Below are 24,773 nucleotides of genomic sequence, written 5' to 3' on the forward strand. Positions count from 1 at the left end.
AATTATGGCATTGCCACCCGTAAATTCTTTTTGGAGGAAACTAACCCACTTTTATTGGTTGACTTTGGTGGTTACCAAGTGTTTGAATCGGCAACTGTGGACACCAATATGCTAATCTCACAAAAGGCTGAGTACGCCGGAAAAACACAAACATGCTTGTTGGATAAAAGCTTGGGTAGTTTAGAAAAAATGAGCGATTTTATTAGACAGTCAGTTACCACCCAAGGGGGCTTTAAATCAGATGGCGGGTGGGTTATACTATCACCATTAGAGGCCACCATAAAAAACAAGATTGAAGCGGCAGGAACACCTTTAAAAGATTGGGATATTAATATCTACCGAGGTATATTAACGGGGTACAACGATGCCTTTATTATCGACCAGAAAACAAGAGATGCGCTAATAGAGGCTTCGCCTAAAAATGACGAAATTATACGTCCGATTCTTCGTGGCAGGGATATAAAAAAATATAATGCTCAGTTTGCTAATCAATGGATCATTAACACACACAATGGTATCAGGGAGAAAAATATTTCGCCCATTGATGTAAAGCAAGATTATCCGGTGGTCTATAACCATCTATCAAAATATGAGGATGCTTTATCAAAGCGACTAGACAAGGGGCAACATTGGTCAAATCTTAGAAACTGCGCTTACTTAGAAAGTTTTGAAAGTGAGAAGATTGTCTGGATCGAATTAACGGATCATCCAAATTTTGCCCTTGACAAAAGTGCCTTTTACCTGAATAATACAATTTTTTTCATGACTGGTGACCATTTGAAATATTTACTGGCATTTTTAAATTCTAGACTTTGCGAATGGTACTTTGATAAAATCGCTGCCACTTCCGGCGCGGGAACAAGACGTTGGATTAAAATGTACATCGACCAAATTTGCGTACCATTTCCTGATAAGAAAATAGAATCCAAAATTACTGGTATAGTAGACTCGTTAAACGAAACATTTGACTTGAAGCTTTACAAAAGTCTTGATAATGAAATCTATGATATATTCAAACTCTCTTCTGAGGAAATAGATTTATTAATCAATGCATCTTTATAGATTAATTGCTTCTCTTCCAGTGTAATATTATATAAAGAAAATACAACATCATCAATCTCCTCTTCAATTTGCTTTTTGAGGCTTGTTAAAGTTGATATTTTTTTGATTAATGAAGTCAATTGAATCTGAATATCCTTTGAAATTGCCGGTATAGGTAGTTGTTCGACAAACATTGGTTTATATTCAAAGTAACCTCCATTTCGTGTTACACCTAACTGTTTTATGTAAAAATCGGCAAGCTTCGAATTCAATATTCCAACTATATAAGTTTCATCAGTAGCTATAAATGATGATGGCGCATTTATATAGTATCCAGCATCTACCAATGAGAACTGGCCATTAAGTGCAAGATTACCCCAAGCTATCTTTGGCTTTTCAAAATCTTTGTAATACGCTACATTATCCTGAATTTCAAACCATTTATAAGGTCCTGGTTTTCTTCCAGTTGGTTCATTATTGTTGCGGGGCCTTAATTTTTCATAGTATGACATCAGGTATTCTTTAATACTAGGGTATTGATCAATATCTATTCCTTTTCTCGTAAATATGATCCATTTATTATCCCAATTAATTTGGTAGCGCTTAATGTCTTTGCCAGACAAAATCGGACGTATAATTTCGTCAGCTTCAGGACAATTTTTTAGTAGTTCATCACGCTTTGCTCGATCTATAATAAAGGCTTCATTGAAGCCGGTTTTAATTCCGTAGTTAATTTGTATTTCCCAATTTTTTAGTGGGGTACCGATAGATTCAATTTTTGACTTTATTCGTGCTTCTATTTCACTTAAAATCACCCACCCATTTTCCTTAGAAAAGCCATTGACAGTGCTTGTGTGCTGTTTAAGATAAACGCTCGTTGTTTTTATTATATACCTGTCGTGGTTAAATACACAGAAAGGTTGATTTATACTTGTCTTATATAAATTAAATTAGGTAATAAATTAATCAACATGAACTACGGATACATTCGCATCAGCACGGACAAACAGACAACAGAAAATCAACGATTTGAAATTCAAAACTTTACGGACAAACGGCAAATATTTATCAACGAGTGGATAGACGAGACAATAAGTTCCACAAAGAAATTAGATGTCCGCAAGTTCGGGGCATTGTTACAGCGTATGCAAAAAGGGGATGTGCTTGTTGTCTCAGAATTATCACGTTTGGGACGTAACCTAATGCAGATCATGAAGATTTTACATGATTGTATGGAAAAGGATGTTATGGTATACACGGTTAAGGAAAACTATGAACTTGGTAATAATATCAATTCAAAAGTATTGGCGTTTGCTTTTGGCTTATCAGCTGAAATAGAGCGTAACTTAATATCCCAGCGAACAAAAGAAGCGCTTGCGCGAAGGAAAGCAGAAGGGCAGATACTTGGCCGTCCAAAAGGTAGCAAATCACAAATGCGTAAACTTACAGGCAAGGAAGAGGATATTAAATCATTAATGAATAAAAAAATATCTTACAGTGCTATAGGTAGAATTTTGGGAGTTCATCGCTTAACTGTATCTTCATTTGTGAAAGAGAAAATCTAAAATCAATATGCCTTTATCATTCGCAGAAACCCTTGTAGTAGGAATATCTTCACGAGCTTTGTTTGATCTGGAAGAAGAAAATAAACTATTTCAAGAACAAGGAGTAATTGAGTATAGGAAATATCAAAAGGAAAGAGAAAAGGAGATATTAAATCCAGGAACAGGTTTTTATTTGGTTAATGCTTTACTAAATTTGAATAAACTTGCCAAAGAACGATTAGTTGAAGTAATTGTAATGTCTCGTAATAGTCCTGAAACGGGCATTCGTGTTTTAAACTCACTAAAGCACTATGAGTTAGATATTACAAGGTCAGCCTTTACTGGTGGAGAATCATTATATGATTATATAGAAGCTTTTGACGTAGACTTGTTTTTATCTAAAGACGAAGCTGATGTTCAAAAAATCATTGATTCCGGTATTGCAGCGGCAGCACTTATATACGAACCGCCACCGGGGTTTAAACCAGAGACATCTACAGTAAGGATTGCTTTTGATGCGGATGCTGTGATATTTTCAGACGATTCAGAGCAAATATATAAAGCGCAAGGTATTGAAGCTTTTCACAATAATGAAAGTGCAAATTCCATTGTGCCATTAAACGAAGGGCCATATGCCAAATTATTGAAGACACTTTCAAAAATTCAAAGAAAGATGGAGACAGGGGTTGAATTGTCTCCTCTTCGCATAGCTATTGTTACTGCTCGAAATAGCCCGTCACACATGAGGGTACTAAATACATTACGGGAATGGGATGTATATGTGGACGAGGCATTTTTTCTAGGCGGTTTGTCAAAGGATAAAGTATTAAAAGCATTTAAGGCGCATATTTTCTTTGATGATCAGGAAACTCATTTAGTTTCCGCCAGGGCCGTGGTTCCGTCTGCTAAAGTTCCTTATAAAACAACATCTCCATTGTATGTTAAAACAGCTCAATTACAAATTGTTGATCCCGAATTATTAATTAAAAGAGAGATAAAAAAGTTAGAATAATAAACATTCATCTATATTCACCACACTCACAAAGGTACCACCCGCCGAATAAAAAGTAAAGGCCATGCAGAGCGGGCAGTTTTTGTTTTTTTTACGGAGGCCCGGCCTTGACTATTTACTCGGCTCGCGCTTTGGTTGCTTAAGTGGTTAATATGGAGTAGTGTGCTCATTACTTGATTTGATTACCAAATTTTAGGCTATACTTTTATAGAAAGGCATATTATTACTATCTTTGTAATACAGGTAAACTATTACAAAATTTACATTGAAAAAGCAGGATACCTACGAGGATACCTATAGGTTTGTGTCTTTATAATAAACAGTAAATCAAGCAGTTATAAGCATGGTTCTGGTACAGCTGATACCACAAAAAAACCTCTTAGCAATGCTAAGAGGTTTTTTTATGCAAAGTATCCTGATTATTTAAATCCGAGTGCCAGCGAAATCACATCTGACGTAAGATTGGTTGTTTGCGAATAATGACCATACCTGATTTCCAGATCATGCAGGCCTTGCCAGCCGAGCACGCCTTTGGGCGGCGCTATTCTGAAGCCTATACCAAAAAACTGACTGGTAAATTTGGCATACTCGTAATTACTGGTGTAATAAGCATCAGCTGAATTATGCTGTGCATACGGCGCGAAATATTTTGCGGCGGATTGGTCATAATACCTGTAAAACGGCGAAACCGAAAAGAATGGCGTTATTTTATAGGCTATTTCCAGGTTGGCCGTGTTTGCCCGGCTACCCCAGTTGTCAAAATAATACCGGTAATAGGATCGTAGAATAATATTGTCGCCAAGGAAATAATTGGCCCTAAATCCCATTGGCAGTTTAAACCTTGATGAGGGCAGCTTCTCTACCGCGTCGTTACCATTGGTAAAGTACACCCGGTGAAACGGCAAGCTTAAATAACCGATTTGCCCAACAACGTCGGCCAAAAACATTACCTGTAACCTGGAGTTGATCATTTGCAGGTATGACATTGAAGCCGTAAAAGTACTTCGCGGACTGGTTGGAATACTTGGTGCCGAACTTTCGTCACCGCTAAGCACCCTGTTCCCGCTGGCTGTTGTAATATAGGTAGGGCCCGAGGATGTAACCACGGTGGATTTTGGTATAAGCTCGGACGGGTAAATTAAAGTTACATGGTCAAGATAGGCCTGTAATTTCATACCAAATTCGCCGTTCTTGTCATTCGTTTTTTGCGAAAAATGCAAATCGGCACCAAATGATTTATAATTATACTCGCCCGAGTAGTAGGTACCCAAACCAAAGCTGCTACCCTTAGCCTCATTTTCAATAGTCCAGTCAACAGATGGATAAATACGTGAACCCCCGGTTTTAGAAGCGCCGCTTGTTGAAACGTAGGCAGCTGAAGCTGAGGTATGATGATCGACCCCTAAACCAAATGAAAGTGTGTTTTTATGCTTAGGCTGGCCATACCATGACAGTTTAAGGTCAAGCCCGTTAGAAAAGTCGGTAACTTTTTCGGTGCCGATGCCTCCGGTAACTGCCGAGTGGTCACCGTTTTGATTATAGTAACTGGATACCAGGTTTATCTCATCCACCTTTAGAGTTGATGGATAATAGCTATCGGTATCCGTATCCAGGTCCTGAAATATACTGGTAGGCGCGCTTTTAAAAGTGGTATCCGTTTTAACTTGAGCTTGTGAATTTAAGCGACATATCAGCACAAACCCAATAATGGTTAAATATTTCTTTTTCATAAAAAATAATGCTGATTTAATTAGTTACAGCCACAACCACCACCGGTTTTGCCAGCATTGGCGCCCGAAGCGCTTTCGCGATAAGATTGAAAATTCAATTCATTTTTCTCCACCTTTCGGTTAGACAGTGCCATTTCAGAATCATTGAGCCTGTTTTTCTGATACTCGCGTAAATGAACACATGAACATAAACTAACCAGGGCCAGCAGGCAGCACGATAGTTTTGCAATTTTAGTTGTCATTTTATTAGGGGTTTTATTTAACGTTTATATTTTTTGAAGTATACAACCTGTTATTGTCATCAATAATAATGGCCTCAATATGCTTCATTTGATTGATCATATCTAACCCTGTCCGGATACCCATAATCATCACCGGTGTTGCCATAGCGTCGGCAATCTCTGCGTTGGTAGTGATGATGGTGACGCTTTTAATACCGGTAACCGGCAAGCCGGTAAGGGGGTTTATAGTATGCGAATATTTCTTCCCGTCCACCATAATAAATTTTTCATAATTGCCAGACGTGGCTACAGCCAGGTCGGTAATATCCATATAGGAAAATATCTCATGCGTCGAATCGGGATTGGCAATGCCTATCGTCCATTTTTTGCCGTTGGGCTGTACCCCCCAGGCATTTAAGTCGCCTGATGCATTAACTACCCCACTAGTAACGCCCGCCTGTTTCATTACTTGCTTGGCGCGCTCGGCGGCATAACCTTTGCCTATCCCACCAAAACCAATGCGCATTCCTTTCTCGCGTAAAAACACGGTGCAATTATCATCGTCCAATACTACGTTTCGGTAATTTATTAGCCTCACCATTTGCTTGGCCGTAGCCTTATCCGGCAACGAGGTCATGCTCTGATCAAAGTTCCAAAGCTTTTTATCTACAGATCCGTAGGTAATATCAAAAGCACCCTGCGTTACTTTTGATATGCGCAATGAGCGTTCAATAAGGTCAAAGGTTTCCCTGCTTACCTGTACCGGCATAATACCCGCATTTTGATTAACCAGGTTGGTTTCGCTGTCGTCGCTAAAAGTGGTCAATAACTTTTCAATGCGCCGTATCTCCTCTATGCCTGCTTCAATTTTTTCATTGGCCCATTTTTCATCCTCAGCAACGGCACTCAATTCAAAACGGTTGCCCATTAACTTACAGCTGGTTTTAAATACCTGAAGATCTGCCATGGCTACGTGTTGGTTTACTATTTAAATTTAGCGATACCGCTGTCTAAAAACTTAATATAATTTTCCGGATCGTAATCAGCGCCTTGTGGTGGCACTAAAACATCGCCATTACTATTTACAATTACATAAAATGGCTGCGAATTGGTATTAAACTGCGCGGCCTGGAAATCGCTCCATTTACCTCCAAGTGTTGTGATTATTTTTCCGCTATAGGTCGAGGTAAATTGCTCCTTAGTTTCCAACGCGGTTTTATCATCTACATACAGCTCGGCCATAATAAATTTGGTGCGTAAGCGGTTCAAAACTTCGGGCCTGGTCCAAACGGTGCTTTCCATTTTTCGGCAATTCACACAGTTCCAGCCGGTAAAATCAATCAGCACGGGCTTCCCTTCGGCTTTTGATGCCTGCAGAGCCTGATCGTAGTCGTAAAAAGCCTCCAGCCCTAATTTGCTGCTGGGTGCCCTTTTAAAATTATCTTCATATTTTTTTACACCTTTAAACGCTTGTACAGACAGCGCAGGGTTACCGCTCGCGGCATTTAATTGGGATGAGGTATACAAATCAAAATCCTGGGTAGAGGATGGCGGCAGGAACGCGCTGATTGACCTTAAAGGGGCTCCCCACATACCGGGCAGCATATATACTACAAAGGCAAACACAATAATGGCCATAAACGTGCGGGGCACTGATACATAAGGCACATCGCTATCGTGCGAAAACTTTATCTTCCCCATCAGGTAAAAGCCCATGATAGCGAAAATGACTATCCACAATGCCAGAAATATCTCGCGGTCAAACCAGTTCCAGTGGTAGGCCAGATCAACATTAGATAAAAATTTTAAAGCGAAGGCAAGCTCCAATAAACCCAGCACCACTTTAACACTGTTGAGCCAACCGCCTGATTTAGGCAATGATTTTAATGCCGATGGGAATAACGCGAATAATGTAAATGGGATAGCCAGCGCCAGCGAAAACCCAAACATACCAATGGCCGGGCCAAGCCGTTCGCCTTTTGATGCTGCTTCTACCAACAACGTACCTATTATTGGGCCGGTACAGCTAAATGAAACTACCACCAGCGTGGCGGCCATAAAGAACAGGCCCATTAACCCGCCCTTGTCAGAATTAGCATCCAGTTTATTAGCCAGCGAACTTGGCAGTGTAATCTCAAAAGCACCCAGAAATGATATGCCAAATACAATGAGCAATAAAAAGAAAAAGAAATTAAAAATGCCATTTGTGGATAAGGCATTTAACGCGTCTGACCCAAAAGCCAGGGTAATCACCAATCCTAACAATACGTAAATAACTATAATAGACAGGCCGTATAAGGAAGCTTGTCCAACTGATTTAGCTTTTGTGCCCCCTTTTTTGGTAAAAAAGCTTACCGTAAGGGGCAGCATCGGAAAGATGCAAGGCATTAGCAGCGCGGCAAAGCCGCCCAAAAATCCGGCTATAAAAATTTGCCATAAGGTTTTGTGCGCTGGCTGACCGGCCATGGTGGCAGCAGCTATTTTAGCAGCCGTATGAGGATGATCTTTTTTTAAGGCCGCTATACTATCTGCTGCCGTGGGGATGGGCGTAAACTCAACACCGGCGGACGTTACCGTATCCTGGTTTACGGTTTGCCGCGCCAGTAAATTGCCGCTGATGCAGGTCAAAAAAACAAACATCAGCACAGGGAGCAAAAAAAAGCGAGACCTGTAATTGGATAAGTTCATATTCAGCTGTTATTTTACCGGGATATTAAAAGCTATATCAGCAGGAGGTAGGCATTTATGATCGTTACAGGTCATAAATTCTAAAGTCCCCTTTACTGTGGTGGCGGCTTTTTTTAATTTGATTTTTTGCTGAAAAACCACTTCCTTTTCAAAATAACTTACGTTCATGCCGAATGATTTTTCATAATGCACGGTAGGTTTGGGTTCCATAGGCTTTCCTACTGTACTATAAGTAGTTGACTTATTGAAAATAAAGCTTGTTTTAATTGGCCCACCATCTTTGGTATTTAACGAGTAAATATGCCATCCCGGCTCTATAGTGGCTTTAATAAATACAACTGCTTCGGCAGGACCAGTTTTCTTTGCAGCATAACTCCATTTAACGGGTGCTTCGATCTGGGCAAAAGCACACAACTGCATTATTGATCCGATTATGATCAGCGCTATCTTTTTCATTTAAGGGTATTTAATGGTTATTTAAACTTCATGGCCAGGGTTACAATATTTGATTTTAAACCGGTTGACCGCATATAATGGCCCGCCCTGATCTCCAGCGAATTAAATTGCTGAATACCAAACACACCGTTTGGCGGCGACAGCCTGATATTGGCACCCACAAAATTGCTGGTGAGGGTAGAAAGGTCGTAATCGCTGGTATAATAAATTTCGGTTGGGCTGTGCTGACCGTAAGGCGCAAAATACTTGGTGCCTTTTTGGTTATTATAGCGGTAATAAGGGCTTACCGATACAAACGAGGTCAGCTTGATAGGTATCTCCAACTCGGCCGTATTGGCACTAATGCCCCAGTTATCATTATAATGACGATAAAAGGCACGGATAATAAAATGATCATCCAGAAAATAATTCAGCCTTACAGCAATAGGTAATTTATAGCGGCTACCCGGCAGGCTTTCTATCCGTTCATTAAAAATGCTGTTGGTTGGCCCCACACCTGTGGCAAAATTACTATTAAAATAAACCCGCTGATACTCGGTAGCCAGCAATCCTTTTTGGTATGATGGTTCAACAATTAATGCCATTTGCAGGCGTTGGGTTATGACCTGTGATAGTGAAAAGGATGTACTAAATGAATTTCGCGGCTTGTTGTCTACCGTGCCGCCGCCTCTCTCATCCCGGTTAGACCCCGACCCGTACCCCGCCGGTCGAAGTTCGACAGGAAGAATCACTTTCCAGGTATCTAAAAACGCCGTCGCCTTAAAATCAAACTGGGTGTTTTTATTTGCCGAAACGCGGGTTAAATTAATACCACCACCAAACGACTGATAATCATACTCGTGCGAGTATGAGCCGGTTATACCAAAGGCGTTACCTGTTTTATCGTTAGATACGGTCCAGTTTAAAGAAGGGTAAACACGGGTATCCTGCCTTGATGCCGAAGACACGCTATAAGGGTCGATCTTGTCTGAAGAAGCTGATGTGTAATGATCTACACCCAGTTCAAACAAAAAGGTGTGCTTGTGGCCGTTAATGCCATATTTGGAGAGCTGAAGATCAAGTGTGTTGGCAAAATCAGTTAAATTTTCGGTCCCGATGCCCCCGGTTACGGCAGAGTTATTGCCATCCTGATGGTAATAGGCCGATACCAAGTTAACCTCGTCTACCTTTAGCTTACGGGCCTGATAGGCGCTGTCTTTAACGGCCGGTTTGGTAGTTTGTGCAAATGACGCAGCTATACCCAGATACATGGCCGCTACACATAAATATATTTTTCTCATTGTTCGCTTTTAATTACAACCGCAACCACCGCCGCTTTTACCACCATTAGCACCCGAGCCGCCTTCGCGATATAGTTGAAAACTCTGCTCAAATTTTTGCGACTTACGTGCAGTTAATTCCATTTCCGTATCGTTTAGCCTGTTTTTTTGATAGGCCTTAACGCTGGTACATGAAGTAAGTATACCAGAGGCTGTTATGCCAAGCATTATAAGTTGTAATAGGAGCGTATTTTTCATGTTGTTATTTAGTAGGGATAAATTCTGCAATTTGTTCAACAAATTCTTCCGGAGATACATCAGGAAACCCATCCCATTGTTTTAATATTTTGCCATGCTCGTTTACTAAAAGCGTATAAGGAAACTTACCATCCGGGTTATATTTATCGGCCAGTGCTTCGTTAAGCTTAGTTTGCTCTTTAGATAACTGGTTTTTTTTCTGTCTTGGAAAATCGGCGCGAACAAGCACCAGGTGGTCAGACGCGTATTTTTCAAATGCTTCTTTTTCTAATATCTCTTTGCGCTCTCTGATACATGGGCCGCACCAATCTGATCCTGAAAAGTTGATCAGGATCAATTTATGAGTTTTTGTAGCTTCTGCGGTTGCCTGATTAAAGTCGCCCATCCAGGTAACATTGGTTATCAGGCCTAAAAAAAGGGAAATAATAAGTAGTTTCATTTTATAATTTTTAGGAGTAAATTCTTAAAGACGTGCCCGTTAATGTCGTATTGTAAACGCTTAGGCTACGATTGGCCGGCGAATTAATTACCGCACCGGCTTCGGTAAATGCCGAGCCATGATTGTTGCAAAAAAATTGGTGTGAATTACCCTGGTAGGTTAATGGGTAATTTTCATGTGTGCACGATTGCTGAACCGCTATATATGCCCCGGCCATTGTTCGGGCAACCAAAACCCCATTTAAGGCCATGTAACCGCCGTTGTTTAACAAGGCTGCGTTGCTGGCCAAAGTTAGATCGAGCGTAAAATTAACTCCTGTGGGGCCGGCTGTTGAACCACTTGGAGACGACCCACTTTTGGAACATCCCACACAACTGATTACGGCTAATGTGGCGGCACTCATGCCTATTGCTGCTAAAAATTCTTTCCTATCCATACCCTGTAATTTTTAAAACGATGTTGTAACAGCAATTTTACTGTAACATTCTGTAGTTACTATGAAAATAAGCCCATTTAACAATTTTTAACAAAAAAAAGAACACCCGCAGGAAGTAGTGCAATTTGCAGGCCACTTTTTTTCAGATTTGCTTTTACTGCTAAACCCGGTCTGCTTAAAAAATTAAATTAAAAAAAGCCACTTGATTGGTGCTGCTATTTTAGTGGCGGCATACAACCACAAAAATTGGGTACCGTTTTAAGAACCCGAATGGTTTAAAAATTGATTTGAAAGATGTGATATTGGTCTTTATAGCTGTAGGTTATTTTCCACTGGTATAGTTGGCAAATATTGCTTACCAAAGCCAAACCCAGGCCAACACCGTCAGACCTTTTTCCTTTTTTAAACCGTTCAAATATATCGTCATAGTCAAGCGGCTTGTTCAACCCGGTGTTTTTAAAAGTTAACCCAGTTTCATTTAATGATATTATGATATGCCCATCATCAATATTATGTCTTATAGCGTTGCTCATTAAATTATTAAGCATAATATCAATTAAATATTTACTGGCTAATATATTTTTTTCTTGCAGGTTTTCTGCACATTGTATATGCTTTGCCGATATAAGTTCCTGAAACTGCCTTGTTTTTTCCCTGACCAGACTGCAAAGATCAACCTGCTCATTATCATCAATTAATTGGTTCTCAATTTTTGTCAATAATAACAAGGTTTGATTAAGTCGCGATAATTTACTGGTAGCCGCATATATGTCATTTATCTGTTCATATAGCTCGGGCGGTAAGGTTTGATATTGTATCAGGGTGTCTAATTTAGAGGTAATTACTGCAAGCGGCGTGAGCATTTCATGCGAGGCATTGTCTGTTATATGTTTTAAATTTTGGTAGTCGCTACGCACCCGCGAAGCCATGCTCTCAATAGCCAAACTTAATTCGGCAAACTCATCTATCTTATTATCGCTTAATTTAAAACCCCCATCATCAGAAATACTGAAACTCTTGATCTGATGCAGCAGGTAATAAAAGGGTTTCCACAGATCATTCAAAAAATACCTATTAGCTAAAAAAAGAACAATTAACACACCCACCATTAATCCGAGCGTTATTAATGCTATAAATTGTATGATGTATTCGGTACTTTCTCTGGAAACGATGATCACGGCTTTATAATTTACGCCATGTAAACTAACCAGTGCAGCAACTGCCCTTCCCGGCTCAGCTTTATTTTCTTTTTGGTTGGTATAAGTAGTATCAAAATAAACCCTGTCAAGTTTTTTTAAATCTGTTTTTATAAATACCGTTTGATCTTCATCAAAATCAACCTGTTTAGGCAATTGATGATTTAGCACAACATAATCTTGCACCTCTTCAATCTCTTCTGACAGATCATCATCTAATTGTGATCTTGCTATATAATTGATGGCAAAGAAATAGATAGCAGCACCTACAATCAATACGCCGATGGTAATAAAAATATTTGTGCGGTTATATTGAGCAGCGAGTTTCATATCGCTTTAAATTTATAGCCTATACCATAAACCGATTCGAGGTAGTCTTTCCCCCCCGCATCAATTATTTTTTTACGGAGGTTTTTAATATGTGTATAAATGAAATCAAAGTTATTATGCATATCTATCTCATCTCCCCATAAATGTTCGGCCAAAGCATTTTTGGCAATCACTTTGCCTTTGTTGGCAATAAAGTAAAGCAACATGTCATATTCTTTACGGGTTAATACAATGGGTGTATCATTAACAGTTACGGTTCGTCCATGAAGGTCTATAATAATCTCATTAAATACCAAAAGATTCTTGCCGTTTGCTGCTTTTCGGCGGTATACCGCAATAACCCTTGCCTTTAACTCGGCTAAATGGAATGGTTTGGTCAGGTAATCATCGGCACCAATATTAAGGCCTCTTATTTTATCATCCAAAGAGTTTCTTGCTGAAATGATAATGACCACTTCGTCTCTCCTATTCAGTTTTAAGTATTCTAACACAGCAAACCCATCCCCGTCGGGCAAACCAATGTCTAACAGGATACAATCATAATGATAAATGCTAAGTTTAGCTATAGCGGTTGCAAGGTCACAACAGCTTTCACATATATTACCTTCCTCGCTAAAGTAAGTGGTAATATTTTCGCGGAGCCCGCGCTCATCTTCAACTACCAGTATCTTCAAAACTTTTTTTTATCAAATCTACTATATGATATTGAAGAAATGTTGAAGCCGTTGAGATTGATTGTTAACCTGCTGCGTAAACCATGGAGAAGTATAATCAACCACGCCGGCAAATACAAAAAAACCTCTTAGTATAGCTAAGAGGTTTTTATTAAAGTAATTTATGTATTAGAACGCCCGACGCTTAAGGACGTTGAACTTTATAACCTAAACCAATGTTAACGTTTATAAATACGGCACTTTGTTTATTACTCGGCCCGTTATTGAGGTTATAATTATCATCTATCTTCCAGTTACTTGAAGTGGTTTGCAAATAATAGCCAACCCTTACGCCAATGGGTATGTAACGATGGATAGTGAAATTTTCAACCTTTTTATCTTTTACGCCTATTAGGTAATCAAGACCACCACCAAACTCCAACCCGAAGCGGGGGTTCCAAAGCGTTTTACTGGACGTTGAATTAAGCAGTTCGGACGAAAAATCAGAGGTGCTCTGAGTGCGCTTATCATCGCGAATCCGTAACATCGCCTGCGATAAATTTATACCCAAAAACGGAAACACACGCAGGTTTTGATCTGTAGATATGTTATACCCTAACCTTCCATATATCTGGAACTGGTTGTACTTGGCATTGATACCATTAGTGGTGTTGGGTGCCGAAGAAGATGTAAAACTGGCCCCTATACCATCTTCCATTACAAACTGTTTGTGGATATGGTTCATAGACAGGTTAAGCCAATAATTATTATCGGGCAATGATGGTATGCCATTGGCGTTCAGTATACCATTAAGCTGGCCCAAATTTCCCTGGCGGTACATGCCCTGAAGTTGCATAGTACCTGATATTTCTTTATCCATCATGCTTTGCGCGTTGGCTGTTGCCATGGTTGCCACAATACCCGCTGATAACAAGAATATTTTTCTCAGATTATTCATAGTTAAGTTTTAATATACAATACAAAAGAAGTGGTTTTGTTTTATCTTATCCATCACTATCTCATTCAAAATAGCTCTATTTTACACTGAGCAAACAATTCTGGGTGTCAAATATTCTTGTGCCGCATTAAACTTCGTTATCCTGTTCTTTTATCTCAAATTCCTTTTGGTGCGTAAAGGTTTGATCGTCATATTCCCAATCAAGTATAATTCTCCATTTACCGGCACCATAGCCTGCAAGTGGTATTTCAATTAAGTTACTGCCTTTGCTATCAAATACAATACTATGACGTTGGGCATTAGCAGTTAAAAGCCTAATTATAGTGGCGTGCACTTTTACCGGGTGACAAAAATTAAAGCGCAGGAATTTCATGATCATCTGAATTAGTAATATAAATTTAAGCACACGATATCAATCAATTACAGCATATAATCATTTTCTGATATGATGAAGATCATTATTTACAAGGCTACAATACCGCAACTTTGCTATTGTAAATAACAGTTAGAACCATGAAAAAGTTCCTCCTTTTAACCGATTTTTCGAGTAATGCCAGACACGCTGCCGAGTATGGCTACCATTTGGCAAAACAGATTCAAGCAAATGTGCTGTTGTGCAATATCGTTACCATACCTGCCGAAACCCCACACAGTGCTATGCTGGTATGGCCAATGGATAACCCTGACAACTTAATGGAAGGGAGTACGGATGAGTTAAAAAAATTAAAAAATCACTTAAAACAAAAAGATAAAGAAGGATTTGAACCTATTATTCATTTAATTAATGAGGAAGGGTTAGTTGCCGATAGGGTTAATGATATTGTTAACGGCAATCATATTGACATGGTTGTTATGGGCACACATGGCAGCAGCGGTTTAAGCACTTTTTTATTAGGGAACCATGCCCGTTTTATGATTGACAGTGCTACCAAACCATTATTATTGGTTCCGCATACAGCAAAGCAAAAGCCTGTTAAAAAAATAGGCTATGCTACTGATTTTACCAATAAAAAAGAAGACCTGGCGGCTATATATGCTTTAATACCACTGGCCAAGCTGTTAAACTCGGAGATATTGGTTATACATATTCAGGACAAAAAGAAACCATCACCGTCATTAAAAAAATGGCTGGATGAATTTTTAATTGAAATATCAAATAAAGCCAATTATCCGGGCATTTATTATCGCATAGTGGAGAAGGCAAATACCGAATATGGTCTTGACTGGTTATGCGAATTTGGGCAGATAGATATGCTTGCCATGTTACACCGCCCCAAAAATTTTTTATCAAGCCTGATAAGCGGCAGCCATACGCAAAAAATGGCGCGCCACATTCAAATACCGTTGCTGGTTATACCATCAAACGTAATGTATTCAATTGACGAATAGTTTTATATAACCTAATGTAAAAGTAAAGGGCCGTTTTAAGCGGCCCTTACTTTTTTAGTTATTCATTTCAGTAAGTTATGATTCAAATTGAAGATAAATAAGCGCTGCTGCTGATATTGCCATAAGCGCAAATGTGAGCCAGCCTAATATATTAGATAGCCGTCCGTTAACATGAACCCCCATGATCTTTTTATTATTGCTGATGTGCAATACTATTAATATAATAATGGGCGAAGTTAAACCATATAATATGGCCGAGTAAATTAAACCCTGTACCGGGCTTATGCCCAAAAAATTTATAAATAAGCCTACTACCAGCGATATAATAATTACATAATAAAACGGTTTAGCTTCAAAAAACTTTTTATCAAGCCCCTGGTTCCAATCAAACGTTTCGGCCAGCATATAGGATATTGAACCGCTTAACACCGGTATAGCCAAAAAGCCCGTACCTATTATTCCTACTGCAAATAATAAATAAGCCATATTACCTGCTATTGGCTTTAAAGCCAGGGCGGCCTCCTCAACAGTATCTATTTCATGTATGCCATTTGGAAACAATACCGCACCGCAGGTAAGAATTATAAAAAACATAACCAGGTTTGAAAAAAGCATACCAAAGTCAACATCCTTACGCATGGTATTAAGTATTTTTTTGTTAACAATTATGGTATGCGCATTATGTTTTATATCCTCGGCCTCCATGGTTGCCTGCCAAAAAAACAGGTAGGGAGAGATGGTAGTACCCAATATACCCACCAATATGCTTATATAGGTTTTATTAAAATGTATAGATGGAAGAAAAGTTGATTTTAAAACATCTGCCCAGTTAATTTTGGTAAAAAAGGGCACCATAAAGTAAACTAATAAAGTAACGCAGACCCATTTTAAAATAGCGGCTATTTTTTGATAAGGATAAAATACCACCGCCAGTAATATAAGTATGGTGAAAATAATGCTGAATACAAAAGTTGGCACAACCGGTATGATCAGGTTGGCGGCAGCCCCCATGCCCGCAATATCGGCACCTATATTTAAAACAATAGCCGGAAAAGAAAAGATGATCATTACCCAAAGTATCCATTTAGGATAATGAACTTTTAGCGTACTGGTTAATCCTTTGGTGGTTACAAGGCCAATACGCGCGCACATCTCCTGCATAGATGCCATTAACGGAAAAGTGATCAACGCTGTCCAGAGTGTACTAAAACCAAACTGTGCCCCCGCCTGAGAATAGGTAGCAATGCCCGATGGATCGTCATCGCTCGAACCTGTTACTAATCCTGGTCCTAATACCTTAAAAAACCTACCTATCTTATTAAAAGCATTGTACTTTTTTGGCTCCATTGTATATTAAGTGATTACTCGCTTAAGTTACAATAAAATTGCGTTTAATTTGTTTTCGGCTATAGCCAGGTCATTACGTACTGCCTGTAAAAACTCAATAGCATATTCGGGCGTTTGCGCAAAAAGATCTTTATAGTAGTTTATGCCATCCTGCAATTGCAACTTGAATTTTGTAAGTTGTTTGCTTTTTTTATCCTGTATGTTTTTAATATGCGTGTTCAAATCGGTTTGCAGGTAATCTATATAAAGGTTCAATTCTTTAATAAAAACATGGGGGCGACTAATTTTACCCAACAGATCCAACTTGCCGTAAATATGTTTAACCATATCATCTAAAGAGTATACATTGTTAAAATAAGCCAGGTTTGGCCCAGGGCATATTGCTACCGCGATATTTTCCTTAGGTTTATTAATACCATATTTAATATATGTGGCCGAGCATAAACCTTCGCACAAACATATTTTTTCGGTTATCTCATTAAATTGCTGCTCATAATCATCCTGCGGTAATTGTGATGCTTCTAACTGCTGTATCTTTAAATTTTGATACTCTCTTGATGCGGTGCAAATTGGCTGCGCGGTAAACTCGGTATTGGTACACAAAAACTTTTTAGTGCAGGGACTGCCGGGGCGCCCTTTCTCCAATCGCTCCAGTCTTTGGCTATTTGCACTGCTTGGTTTAAAATTATTAAACAATATGCCTAAAGGCGATGCATTGCTTATGTAATATTCTTCCTCGCCTGCTGTGCTTAATTGCGCCAGAGTTGTCTCGTCAACGTTTGTCACCTCGGGCACTAACAAAAACGGGCTGCCCCAACCGGTACCATCAAGCTGATAATTTTTTAGCAGGAACTCGTTTTCAGTACTGGTGCCTATACCGCCCTGTACGCTAAAACGCTGCGGCGGAAATGCAGTATATTCTATATTCTTTTGTTTTAATGCCGCCTGGTAAAGCTCATATAACTCTTCCCTCATCAGGCTTCTTTTTTCTTTAAACTCTTCCAGTATTGGTCCTAATAAAAAGCCCTCGGTTGCAAAAGCGTGGCCGCCGCAGTTTAAGCCCGATTCGATCCTGAACTCTGAAACCCATAAGCCCTTTTTTGCTAAAAATTTAGCCTGTATAAACGCCGAGCGAAAATCGCTCACTTTAAGAATAATTTTTTTACGAGTTACCCCATCCTGATCAGGAAAAAAATCGTTGAAAGTTTCGATATAACTGTATAGCCGCGGGTTCATACCTGCCGATAAAACAACGGATGACTGAAGCTTACTCTCTGCAAAGCCACGCAAGGATGCTAACGCATCAGTATTAATGTCGCCCGTATATTCGCCATCAGCGCTAAAATTCATTTTATCAACCTTGGCCATGATGTTTACATCAATTGACCCTTTTACCATATTGTGGCGTAATATGTTTTGAAAAATAGTTTTACGCTCGCCTTCCGGAAATTCCATCATGAGTTCATAGCCCTGCCTTAGCTGCGATGTTTCGGGCAGTAGTTCAAAATAACGGCATAAATTGCTACCGGCTTCAAAGGGTTCGTTTTTTAATTTTTCAAACTGATCATTAACCACATCATTAACCAGGTTTAAATATGCCGTAATACGCCTGGCCCTGCTATCGGGCAATGATTTAGCCAGAGGGGCATAATGTTCATTGTTTTGTTTGCTATGGTATTCACGCATACGCTCTATTAATTCGTCATCTACAATTGACATAGAAGACGAAATACCGTAACGGGCAACTTTAAGCGGGGTATCAATTGAATAACCTAACCCTAAAACCGGAATATGAAATGTGTGACTCATAATTGATATATAAGTATTTGATAGTAAAGTTTAATTGCCAAAACTACCCATCAATCTTAACACAAAAATTGACGAAGATCACTTTTTCATCATTCACATATCACTCTTTAGCAAAAAATAAACCGGGAGTTTTGGCCAAACTAATTTTGCAATGATCAAAGCCCAAACCCTTGAGAAGACTGCTTGCTACCATTGCGGTGATGACTGCACTACCATAGCCTATGTTGTTGACGATAAAAGCTTCTGCTGTAATGGTTGTAAAAGTGTTTATGAGGTGATTTCGGCGGGCGACCTGTGTAATTATTACAGCTATAATGACCACCCCGGCGCAACACGGTTACGTACTGATAAACGTTTTGACTATTTAAGCGAGCCTGCTATAGCTAATGAATTAATTGATTATCAGGACAAATACATTACCATAGTAACTTTTTATATTCCGCATATACATTGCAGTTCGTGCCTGTGGCTCCTGGAAAAGTTGAATAAAATTAACCCCGCAGTGCATTATTGCCGGGTTGATTTTTTAAAAAAGCAGCTAAACATACGGTTCGATCACGAAAAAATAAGCTTACAGCAATTGGTTGAGCTTTTGTTTGATATTGGCTATGAGCCACTGATAAGCCTGCAGGATGTTATAAAAAAACAAAACCGCGTTGATAAGGATAATCTGGTATCGAAAATAGCGGTCGCGGGCTTTTGCTTTGGCAATGTAATGCTGCTTAGCTTTCCGGAATATTTTGGCTTATCAGTTTTTGAAAATTCATTTAAACATTTTTTTGGCTGGGCAAATATTCTGTTCTCTCTGCCTGTTGTGTTGTATAGCGGCAGAGGATATTTTGCATCTGCCTGGCAAAACTTACGTAATGGCATTTTAAACATTGATTTCCCGCTGGCTTTAGGCATATCGGTACTGTTTATACGCACCGTCGCCGAAATATTTACCCATACCGGAGCTGGTTTTGCGGATACACTTTGCGGCCTGGTTTTCTTTTTATTGGTGGGCAAATTTGTTCAGAAAAAAACTTATCACCATTTATCATTTGAGCGCGATTATCGCTCGTTCTTCCCTGTAGCCGTTCATATTATAGAGGATGCCCGAGAAAAACCCATCCCGCTTGCGCAGTTAAGCATTGGCCACCGTATGGTGGTACGCAATAATGAAATTATACCGGCAGATGCCATACTGTTAAAGGGCGAAGCGCTGGTAGATTTTAGCTTTGTTACCGGCGAGGCCGTACCGATAAATAAAACATTAGGCGAGATAATCTATGCAGGTGGCCGCCAAACCGGCGAGGCTATAGAATTGGAAGTGGTTAAGCCGGTATCGCAAAGCTACCTTACCCAGTTATGGAACAATGAGGTTTTTACCCGTAAACAAGACCGGCGGATGCAAACCTTTAATGAAAGGATGAGCAAGTATTTTACCATTGTGCTGTTATCAGTTGCCTTTGCCGCATTGATATTTTGGTTACCTACTGATGTTAAACGGGGTTTTGCCGCATTTACCGCGGTGCTTATTGTAGCCTGCCCCTGCGCCCTGGCCTTAAGCACGCCTTTTACTATGGCAGCAGCATTATCTATTTTCGACAGAAATAAGTTTTACCTAAAAAACACCGCAGTAGTTGAGCAGTTGGCAGACATTGATACCATTGTAATGGATAAAACCGGTACTATTACTACCGGTGCCGTTAACAATGTGAAGTTAGAGGCAACCCTAACCGACGAACAAAAGCAATTAGTTTATAGCGTTTGCACCAACTCCGCGCACCCGCTAAGCCGGATGATATGCCAGTACCTGGGCAATATGGACCAGTTAACATTAAGCGGTTATAATGAAATTGCAGGTAAAGGAATACAAGCAACTGTTAATGCGTGCCAATTATTTATTGGTAGTGCTAAATTTGTTTTAGGCTGTAATGAGTCTACTTTGGCAAGCACACGGGTTTATATCCAAATTGATGACCAATATTTCGGATATTTTTCTTTTTCGCATCAATATCGCGATGCGTTAAAAAATATAGCCGCGCTTGCCGAAGATTATGATCAGTTTTTACTTTCGGGCGACCAGGATTACGAACGGAATGAATTGAGTCAATTTTTCCCTGTGGGTAATATGAACTTTGATCAATCGCCACAAAAAAAACTGGACTTTATACAATCCTTACAACAACGCGGGGCCAGGGTAATGATGATAGGCGATGGCCTTAACGACTCGGGCGCATTAAAGCAAAGCGATCTAGGTATAGCAATAACCGATAATGTAAATAACTTTTCGCCGGGCAGCGATGCCATATTGGATGGCCGTTCGTTTGATAAACTGCCCTCTTTTTTAAGGTTCTCAAAAGATACTGTTGTTATTATACATCTATCGTTCCTGATATCGCTCACCTATAACCTGGTAGGGCTAAGCTATGCCGTTACCGGAAATTTATCGCCGTTAACAGCCGCTATTTTAATGCCGTTAAGCACAGTTACCATCATTTCATTCACCAGCCTGGCAACACGCCTTACGGCAAAAAGGAGAAAATTAATATGAGCATTATTTACTTTTTGATAGGGTGCAGCGTTATGCTGGCACTGGGGTTTTTGGGCGCGTTTTTTTGGGCCCAGGGTAATGGGCAAAATGATGATCTGTACACCCCTTCTATCCGCATTTTACTTGATGATGATGAAGAGGACAAAACACCCGAAAAGTGATTTAAGTCACACTTTTCAGCAATTGTAATCATTCTGTAATTATAGTCACCACAATAATTTTACATCCATAAACAGATACAATATTTATGCAGCCAGAAAAATTTTACTATGACAACAAAATCGTCCGCAACTTTGGTATAGCAACCGTAATTTGGGGAATTATTGGTATGACGGTTGGCCTCATCATAGCTATACAATTGTATAAGCCGGGCATGAACATGGGCAACCAATACACCACCTTTGGGCGTATACGGCCGTTACATACCAACGCGGTAATATTTGCCTTTGTAGGTAATGCCATTTTTATGGGCGTTTATTACTCGCTGCAACGGTTGCTTAAAACCCGTATGTTTAGTGATGCGCTAAGCAAAATTCATTTTTGGGGGTGGCAGCTAATTATAGTTTCGGCGGTTATTACCCTTCCGTTAGGTTTCACAACATCACATGAATATGCCGAGCTTGAATGGCCAATTGATATTGCCATAACCATTATTTGGGTAGTGTTTGGTGTTAATATGTTTGGCACCATTTTTAAACGCCGCGAAAGGCATTTGTACGTAGCCATTTGGTTTTACATAGCCACGTTTGTAACTATTGCTGTACTGCATATTGTTAACTCGTTAGAGTTGCCTGTATCGTTATTTAAAAGCTATATGATTTTTGCAGGTGTGCAGGATGCGCTGGTACAATGGTGGTACGGGCATAACGCGGTGGCGTTTTTCCTGACTACGCCATACCTGGGTATGATGTATTACTTCCTGCCTAAAATGGCTAACCGCCCTATCTATTCGTACAAATTAAGTATACTGCATTTTTGGTCGCTTATATTCATATATATATGGGCTGGGCCCCACCATCTATTATACACTACTTTACCGGGATGGGCACAATCATTAGGTGTAGCATTCTCCATCATGCTGATAGCACCAAGCTGGGGCGGTATGATAAACGGTTTGTTAACCCTGCGTGGTGCCTGGGATAAAGTACGTGATGATGTGATCCTGAAGTTTATGGTGGTTGGTTTAACCGCCTACGGTATGGCCACTTTTGAGGGGCCCATGCTATCATTAAAACAAGTTAATAGCATTGCTCACTTTAGCGATTGGATCATAGCGCACGTACACGTTGGCGCGTTGGGTTGGAACGGGTTTTTAACTTTCGCTATATTATATTGGCTAACCCCACGTATTTATAAAACCGAGCTTTATTCTAAAAAACTGGCTTCGTTTCACTTCTGGATAGGCACTTTGGGTATTTTATTTTATGCCATACCTATGTATTGGGCCGGTTTTACACAAAGCTTAATGCTAAAGGAGTTTACCCCCGAGGGCATGCTTAAATATCCAAACTTTTTAGAGACCACCCTGCAAATTTTACCGATGCACGTTATGCGGTCAGTAGGTGGGGGAATGTACCTGTTAGGCGTAATTGTAATGGCTTATAACCTTACTAAAACTGCTTTAAGCGGACGCCTGGTAGCTAATGAGGCTGCACAAGCCATGCCGCTTGAACCAATACATACCATTGCGAAAGAAAGCGCCTGGCACCGCAGGCTGGAACGCAAGCCTATACAGTTTATGATAGTAGCATTGCTGGTAATATTAGTAGGCACTTTTATTGAGCTGATGCCAACATTAACCATTTCATCAAACATACCAACTATAGCCAGTGTAAAACCATATACCCCGCTTGAATTGCAGGGGCGCGACCTGTATATACGCGAAGGCTGTTCTAACTGCCACTCGCAAACAGTAAGGCCGTTTCGCTCAGAAACCGAACGTTATGGAGAATACAGCAAGGCCGGTGAGTTTGTTTATGACCATCCGTTCCTATGGGGATCAAAAAGAACCGGGCCCGATTTGGCTCGCGAAGGCGGGAAATACGGTAACGCATGGCATTATAACCACTTGATGGATCCAAGGCTGATGTCGCCGGGTAGTATTATGCCGCAGTATGATTGGTTACTAACACAAAAATTAGATACCACCACAACCGTAGCTAAAATTAATGCTATGCGTACCCTGGGTGTACCGTATGCCATTGGATACGAGAAAATAGCTAATCGCGATTTACATAAACAAGCACAAGGTATAGTTGATGACCTGGCCGCAAACCATATCAAAATAAAAAGCGATAAAGAGATTGTAGCCATAATTGCTTACCTGCAACGCCTGGGAACAGATATTAAAGCAAATAAAACAGCCACTAAATAATTACCATCATGTTTAAACAATTTACAGAAAACATTGCAGGAAACGACGTATATCTTATCGCGTCCTTAGGTATATTCCTGGTATTTTTTATTGTGGTAACCATAATGCTGATAAGGTTAAATAAACAACACGTTAGCCACATGAGCGATTTGCCACTGCAAGACGAACAAATTAATTCAGCCAATAACTTACCATTATGAAACGTGTGCTATTTATTTTTTTAGGGTTGCTGTTTATTATACAACCTGTATCCGCCGCAGACGATAGCCTGATATCGGCCGACCTGCAAAACTATATTGGCTTTGGCTTTATTGCATTTGCGCTGTTACTGCTATTGATTGTAATGCTGGTACTGTTGCGCACCTTTAAAGTGCTAACGCATATCATCTTAAAATCTGAAGGTTATACTGAAGAAGAAATAGCTGCCGAGGTATCGCCGGTAAAAGTAAAAAAGGCCGAAAAACCCAAAAAAGAATTTTGGAACAAGGTACTTTCATTGCGCCCATTGGCCGAAGAGAAAGATCTGCTTATTGAACATGAGTATGATGGCATACAGGAACTGGATAACCCTCCTCCTGCCTGGTTTATGTATTTGTTTTATAGCACTGTGGTTTTTGCAGTATGTTATTTATTGATATACCATGTTTTTGGTATTGGGCAATTACAATATGACGAGTATAAAACCGAAGTTGCCCAAGCCGAAATTGCAAAAAAGCTTTATTTAAGCAAAGCCTCCAACCTGGTTGATGAAAACACCGTAAGGCTTGTTACCGACCCTACTGTATTAAAGGCCGGCGAAGTTATATTTAAACAAAACTGCTCGCCATGCCACGGCGAGCACGCTCAAGGCGTGGTTGGTCCTAATTTAACAGATGATTACTGGCTGCATGGCGGCAATATAAAAGCTCTATTTAAAACCATTAAATATGGTGTTGCAGCCAAGGGTATGCCAACATGGGAAAAACAGCTATCGCCCAAACAGATGTCGGATGTGGCCAATTATGTAAAATCATTACATGATACCCACCCGGCTAACGCAAAAGAGCCACAGGGCACTAAGGAAGACAATGATGATAAATCAGCCTCAAAATAAA

The 24,773-nt window shown here is 39.9% G+C and carries 25 protein-coding genes; 9 read left to right on the forward strand and 16 right to left on the reverse strand.

Annotated features, from left to right (window positions below; genetic code table 11):
- Positions 1-1,062, forward strand: a 1,062-nt coding sequence (locus tag ABI367_RS03585; RefSeq protein ID WP_462227682.1) for a TaqI-like C-terminal specificity domain-containing protein, incomplete at its 5' end; no start/stop codon positions are given.
- Here the strand turns inward: ABI367_RS03585 and ABI367_RS03590 are convergent.
- Entirely contained in the window at positions 1,002-1,856 is an 855-nt protein-coding gene (locus ABI367_RS03590; RefSeq protein ID WP_462227683.1) for a TaqI-like C-terminal specificity domain-containing protein, read from the reverse strand. The genes ABI367_RS03585 and ABI367_RS03590 overlap by 61 nt on opposite strands.
- A 156-nt stretch (positions 1,857-2,012) precedes the next feature.
- On the opposite strand from ABI367_RS03590, the gene ABI367_RS03595 reads away from it, so the two are divergent.
- Positions 2,013-2,606, forward strand: a complete 594-nt coding sequence (locus ABI367_RS03595) for a master DNA invertase Mpi family serine-type recombinase (RefSeq protein ID WP_462227684.1) — start codon at positions 2,013-2,015, stop codon at positions 2,604-2,606.
- 7 nt (positions 2,607-2,613) lie between these two features.
- Entirely contained in the window at positions 2,614-3,597 is a 984-nt protein-coding gene (locus tag ABI367_RS03600) for a 5'-nucleotidase (protein ID WP_462227685.1), read from the forward strand.
- Positions 3,598-4,016: 419 nt separating this feature from the next.
- On the opposite strand, the gene ABI367_RS03605 is transcribed toward ABI367_RS03600, so the two are convergent.
- From ABI367_RS03605 to ABI367_RS03665, 13 genes are all read right to left on the reverse strand, one after another.
- Positions 4,017-5,327 carry a DUF3570 domain-containing protein gene (locus tag ABI367_RS03605; protein WP_462227686.1) on the reverse strand — a complete coding sequence of 437 codons (1,311 nt, stop codon included), beginning with the start codon at positions 5,325-5,327 and terminating at the stop codon, positions 4,017-4,019.
- A gap of 20 nt (positions 5,328-5,347) precedes the next feature.
- Positions 5,348-5,569, reverse strand: coding sequence for a DUF4266 domain-containing protein (locus ABI367_RS03610; RefSeq protein WP_462227687.1), 222 nt, complete (start codon positions 5,567-5,569; stop codon positions 5,348-5,350).
- A 13-nt stretch (positions 5,570-5,582) separates the two neighbouring features.
- Entirely contained in the window at positions 5,583-6,515 is a 933-nt protein-coding gene (locus ABI367_RS03615) for an FAD:protein FMN transferase (protein WP_462227689.1), read from the reverse strand.
- Positions 6,516-6,532: 17 nt separating this feature from the next.
- Positions 6,533-8,236, reverse strand: a complete 1,704-nt coding sequence (locus ABI367_RS03620; RefSeq protein ID WP_462227690.1) for a protein-disulfide reductase DsbD family protein — start codon at positions 8,234-8,236, stop codon at positions 6,533-6,535.
- 9 nt (positions 8,237-8,245) lie between these two features.
- Positions 8,246-8,692: a protein-disulfide reductase DsbD domain-containing protein gene (locus ABI367_RS03625; protein WP_462227691.1), complete on the reverse strand. Its 447-nt coding sequence runs from the start codon at positions 8,690-8,692 to the stop codon at positions 8,246-8,248.
- 17 nt (positions 8,693-8,709) lie between these two features.
- Complete coding sequence (locus ABI367_RS03630) at positions 8,710-9,972, reverse strand: DUF3570 domain-containing protein (RefSeq protein ID WP_462227692.1); 1,263 nt, start codon at positions 9,970-9,972, stop codon at positions 8,710-8,712.
- Between the two features lie 9 nt (positions 9,973-9,981).
- On the reverse strand, positions 9,982-10,209 hold the full coding sequence (locus tag ABI367_RS03635) for a DUF4266 domain-containing protein (RefSeq protein WP_462227693.1): 228 nt from the start codon (positions 10,207-10,209) through the stop codon (positions 9,982-9,984).
- Positions 10,210-10,213: 4 nt separating this feature from the next.
- The gene (locus ABI367_RS03640) at positions 10,214-10,648 is read right to left on the reverse strand and encodes a thioredoxin family protein (protein ID WP_462227694.1); all 435 of its coding nucleotides are present in this window, start codon (positions 10,646-10,648) and stop codon (positions 10,214-10,216) included.
- Between the two features lie 10 nt (positions 10,649-10,658).
- A complete protein-coding gene (locus ABI367_RS03645) occupies positions 10,659-11,084 on the reverse strand; it encodes a QcrA and Rieske domain-containing protein (RefSeq protein ID WP_462227695.1) in 426 nt (141 codons plus the stop codon).
- Between the two features lie 275 nt (positions 11,085-11,359).
- Entirely contained in the window at positions 11,360-12,610 is a 1,251-nt protein-coding gene (locus tag ABI367_RS03650) for a sensor histidine kinase (RefSeq protein WP_462227696.1), read from the reverse strand.
- The gene (locus ABI367_RS03655; protein WP_462227697.1) at positions 12,607-13,284 is read right to left on the reverse strand and encodes a response regulator transcription factor; all 678 of its coding nucleotides are present in this window, start codon (positions 13,282-13,284) and stop codon (positions 12,607-12,609) included. Before ABI367_RS03655 ends, ABI367_RS03650 begins: the two co-directional genes overlap by 4 nt.
- A 184-nt stretch (positions 13,285-13,468) precedes the next feature.
- Positions 13,469-14,221 carry a hypothetical protein gene (locus tag ABI367_RS03660; protein WP_462227698.1) on the reverse strand — a complete coding sequence of 251 codons (753 nt, stop codon included), beginning with the start codon at positions 14,219-14,221 and terminating at the stop codon, positions 13,469-13,471.
- Between the two features lie 127 nt (positions 14,222-14,348).
- Positions 14,349-14,594, reverse strand: a complete 246-nt coding sequence (locus tag ABI367_RS03665; protein ID WP_462227699.1) for a hypothetical protein — start codon at positions 14,592-14,594, stop codon at positions 14,349-14,351.
- A 140-nt stretch (positions 14,595-14,734) separates the two neighbouring features.
- Here ABI367_RS03665 and ABI367_RS03670 point away from each other — a divergent pair, with 140 nt between their 5' ends.
- On the forward strand, positions 14,735-15,610 hold the full coding sequence (locus tag ABI367_RS03670) for a universal stress protein (protein WP_462227700.1): 876 nt from the start codon (positions 14,735-14,737) through the stop codon (positions 15,608-15,610).
- A gap of 75 nt (positions 15,611-15,685) precedes the next feature.
- On the opposite strand, the gene ABI367_RS03675 is transcribed toward ABI367_RS03670, so the two are convergent.
- Both ABI367_RS03675 and ABI367_RS03680 read right to left on the reverse strand, forming a co-directional pair.
- Positions 15,686-16,957: an NRAMP family divalent metal transporter gene (locus ABI367_RS03675; protein ID WP_462227701.1), complete on the reverse strand. Its 1,272-nt coding sequence runs from the start codon at positions 16,955-16,957 to the stop codon at positions 15,686-15,688.
- 27 nt (positions 16,958-16,984) lie between these two features.
- A complete protein-coding gene (locus ABI367_RS03680) occupies positions 16,985-18,766 on the reverse strand; it encodes a hypothetical protein (protein ID WP_462227702.1) in 1,782 nt (593 codons plus the stop codon).
- Positions 18,767-18,917: 151 nt separating this feature from the next.
- Here ABI367_RS03680 and ABI367_RS03685 point away from each other — a divergent pair, with 151 nt between their 5' ends.
- The 5 genes from ABI367_RS03685 to ABI367_RS03705 all read left to right on the forward strand — a co-directional run bounded on the left by ABI367_RS03685 (position 18,918) and on the right by ABI367_RS03705 (position 24,772).
- Positions 18,918-21,305 carry a heavy metal translocating P-type ATPase gene (locus ABI367_RS03685; RefSeq protein WP_462227703.1) on the forward strand — a complete coding sequence of 796 codons (2,388 nt, stop codon included), beginning with the start codon at positions 18,918-18,920 and terminating at the stop codon, positions 21,303-21,305.
- Positions 21,302-21,466, forward strand: coding sequence for a cbb3-type cytochrome oxidase assembly protein CcoS (gene ccoS, locus ABI367_RS03690; RefSeq protein WP_462227704.1), 165 nt, complete (start codon positions 21,302-21,304; stop codon positions 21,464-21,466). The genes ABI367_RS03685 and ccoS overlap by 4 nt, the downstream gene beginning before the upstream one ends.
- Positions 21,467-21,552: 86 nt before the next feature.
- Complete coding sequence (gene ccoN, locus ABI367_RS03695; protein WP_462227705.1) at positions 21,553-23,679, forward strand: cytochrome-c oxidase, cbb3-type subunit I; 2,127 nt, start codon at positions 21,553-21,555, stop codon at positions 23,677-23,679.
- A gap of 8 nt (positions 23,680-23,687) precedes the next feature.
- Complete coding sequence (locus ABI367_RS03700) at positions 23,688-23,879, forward strand: hypothetical protein (RefSeq protein WP_462227706.1); 192 nt, start codon at positions 23,688-23,690, stop codon at positions 23,877-23,879.
- Positions 23,876-24,772, forward strand: coding sequence for a cbb3-type cytochrome c oxidase N-terminal domain-containing protein (locus ABI367_RS03705; RefSeq protein ID WP_462227707.1), 897 nt, complete (start codon positions 23,876-23,878; stop codon positions 24,770-24,772). The genes ABI367_RS03700 and ABI367_RS03705 overlap by 4 nt, the downstream gene beginning before the upstream one ends.
- The last annotated feature ends 1 nt before the right edge of the window (position 24,773 follow it).

The sequence above is a fragment of the Mucilaginibacter sp. genome (assembly GCF_039935595.1).
Lineage (GTDB): Bacteria > Bacteroidota > Bacteroidia > Sphingobacteriales > Sphingobacteriaceae > Mucilaginibacter.